The organism is Pontimicrobium sp. MEBiC01747, from assembly GCF_053601635.1.
Genome location: NZ_JBSHNS010000168.1, coordinates 1 through 420 on the forward strand (window position 1 = coordinate 1; position 420 = coordinate 420).

Below are 420 nucleotides of genomic sequence, written 5' to 3' on the forward strand. Positions count from 1 at the left end.
GGAACAGTAACGATCACCGATAACGACAATGCGCCAACAGTAACAATAGCCGACGCAACAGTCAACGAAGGCGCTGGCACAGTAACCGTTCCAGTAAGCATAGATACCGTAAGCGCTACAGACGTTGTAGTGGATATTGTAACGACAACAGGCACAGCTGGCACAAGCGATTACACCGTAACAACAACAACCGTAACCATTCCAGCCGGTTCAACATCAGTAGACGTTGTCATTCCAATTACAGACGATGCCATAGATGAAGCCGATGAGACCTTTACCGTCGATGGCACAGTAACCAGCGGAAACACAACAAACACCGACCCAAGCGGAACAGTAACGATCACCGATAACGACAATGCGCCAACAGTAACAATAGCCGACGCAACAGTCAACGAAGGCGCTGGCACAGTAACCGTTCCA

The 420-nt window shown here is 49.5% G+C and carries 1 protein-coding gene; it reads left to right on the forward strand.

Annotated elements, in window-relative coordinates; all coding sequences use genetic code 11:
* Positions 1 to 420, forward strand: a 420-nt coding sequence (locus ACVC2P_RS05090; RefSeq protein WP_452597399.1) for a Calx-beta domain-containing protein, incomplete at both ends; no start/stop codon positions are given.